The sequence below is a fragment of the Paenisporosarcina sp. P4_E4_2 genome (genome assembly GCF_056401595.1).
Genome location: NZ_JBFUJC010000439.1, coordinates 1 through 2195, shown reverse-complemented (window position 1 = coordinate 2195; position 2195 = coordinate 1). Strand labels below are relative to the sequence as shown.

Annotated in this window: 3 protein-coding genes; all 3 read left to right on the top strand. The window is 35.7% G+C overall.

The window, feature by feature from the left end; all coding sequences use genetic code 11:
* On the top strand, positions 1-265 hold a 265-nt coding region (locus AC1DSB_RS18380; RefSeq protein WP_477587313.1), incomplete at its 5' end, for an S-layer homology domain-containing protein.
* 322 nt (positions 266-587) lie between these two features.
* Positions 588-1028 (top strand): cell wall hydrolase, encoded by a 441-nt coding sequence (locus AC1DSB_RS18375; protein WP_016427522.1) that lies wholly within the window; start codon positions 588-590, stop codon positions 1026-1028.
* A 439-nt stretch (positions 1029-1467) separates the two neighbouring features.
* On the top strand, positions 1468-2175 hold the full coding sequence (locus AC1DSB_RS18370; RefSeq protein ID WP_477533003.1) for a DNA alkylation repair protein: 708 nt from the start codon (positions 1468-1470) through the stop codon (positions 2173-2175).
* Positions 2176-2195 lie beyond the last annotated feature (20 nt).

The window sequence follows — 2195 nt, the reverse complement described above, 5'->3', positions numbered from 1 at the left end:
ACAAATGGCTGCATTAATGGGTCGTACATACAAAATCATAGAGAAACAAGCACCAACAGTGGATGTGGATCAAGTATTGGCAAAATATATAGATCGTAAATCTATCAGTGCATGGTCCAGAGCAGACGTAGCATTAGCTATACAACTTGGCGTAATTCAAGGAAACAAGGCAAATGAATTGCAACCAAAAGAATCTGCAACAAGGGCAGAGACAGCAGTCATGCTAAAAAGGTTACTGGTAGAAATTAAACTGCTGGAAGAATAGATTTGCATAAAGCGATATTCATCAAATAAAATGACAAATTATCAAAAAGGGTATGTTCAAAGTGATTTCTGAACATACCCTTTTTTGCCTCCTTCCTGCATTAAAGAGGAAAACTAAACCGGCATTGCCAGAAGAATTGAATATATCGAATTTCATCGTATTTATGATGGGAAAATCCGCCAAGCTGAATGGCTATTTGACATACGTTGTGAAAAAAGGTTTGTCTAAGTTTTCATAATACTTAGAAACTGTAAGCATTAAAACTAAGTTTACAATGACACAATGTAGGCTTTTTTTCATACTATATTGTTGGGGTGAATAAATGCCAAGAGTAAAATACAAAAGTTCAGACATTGACTTAATGGCAAGGATGATGAGGGCAGAAGCCGAAGGTGAAGGACAGCAAGGAATGTTATATGTTGGAAATGTAATTGTTAATCGTCTTAAAGCCGATTGTTTAGACTTTAGAGATTTAAGAACAATTTCAGATGTCATTTTTCAAGTACAAGGAGGAAATTATTCTTTTGAAGCGGTTCAAAAAGGTAATTTATTTTATGAAAGAGCGAGATCTGTTGAAAAAAGATTAGCAAAAAAGAATTTAGATTATTGGAGAGACCATCCAGGGAAATATGCTCTATGGTATTTTAATCCATATGCACCATGCCCTCCAACATGGTACGGTCAACCTTATGCTGGTCAATTTAAAAATCATTGTTATTATGAACCAGCAGCTGGAACATGTGATAGTGTTTATAGTGGTTAGGTTGTCTAGGAGCTATTATTAATTCTGGAGGTTTTTGTGATTTTGCCTTTTGGTGCAACAACATTTTTAGTTATAGGTACTGGTTACCAACAATATTCATTCAATGCACTCCTAAAGGTAATGTAACAGTTGTCGGTTGAAAAAAGCTGAACCCAAACCTCAGCCTGTTTTTTTAAAAACGATATTTTGTATTTTTATCTTACTAATAAAAAAGGGAACCTCCTGGTTAGCAGGGTTCCCTTTTTTTACATATCAAACATTTAGTAATAGTAATTTATCCAAGGATGCAAGATTGTGAAGTATTGTACTTAAACTAAAATGTTCTTTCGTATTATAAGGTCAACCAGTTTTTAAAGGTTGACCTTATTTTTATATGATTTAATATTTCAGTAAATAGTTGTTACAATGAAATTATTAATAAGGAAGGATGTGCAAAACTATGGATTTCAAAACAGTTATGCAGGAGCTTGAAGCCCTCGGTAAGGAACGAACGAAAAAAATATACTTATCTAATGGTGCGCACGAGCCTCTTTTTGGCGTAGCTACAGGCGCTATGAAACCAATTGCAAAGAAGATAAGAATAAATCAACATTTAGCTGACGAGCTTTATTCCACAGGTAACTACGATGCAATGTACTTTGCAGGCATTATTGCAGATCCAAAAGCCATGACTGAGTCGGATTTTGATCGGTGGATGGATGCAGCATATTTTTATATGCTGTCCGATTATGTGGTTGCAGTAACTTTATCAGAGTCTGATATTGCACAAGACGTTGCTGATAAATGGATTGCAAGCGGTCAAGAGCTGAGAATGTCAGCGGGCTGGAGTTGCTACTGCTGGCTTTTAGGTAATCGCATAGACAATGAATTTTCCGAAAGTAAGATTTCAAATATGCTTGATCTTGTAAAAAATAAGATTCACGATTCCCCAGAACGAACGAAATCAGCTATGAATAATTTTCTATACACTGTGGGGACTTCATATTTGCCTCACCATGAAAAGGCAGTCGAGACCGCAAAGGCAGTAGGTACAGTAGAAGTCAAACGGGACAAGAAAAAAAGCAGTATCCTAAACGCTTACGAAAGTATTCAAAAAGAAATTGATAAAGGGAGGCTGGGTTTTAAACGAAAACATGTAAGATGTTAAAAATTAGCTTCGTATCGGTG

Excerpts from the sequence above, each read along its gene's own strand:
- AC1DSB_RS18375 (WP_016427522.1), top strand. The coding sequence starts at position 588 with ATGCCAAGAGTAAAATACAAAAGTTCAGACATTGACTTAATGGCAAGG.
- AC1DSB_RS18370 (WP_477533003.1), top strand. The coding sequence starts at position 1,468 with ATGGATTTCAAAACAGTTATGCAGGAGCTTGAAGCCCTCGGTAAGGAA.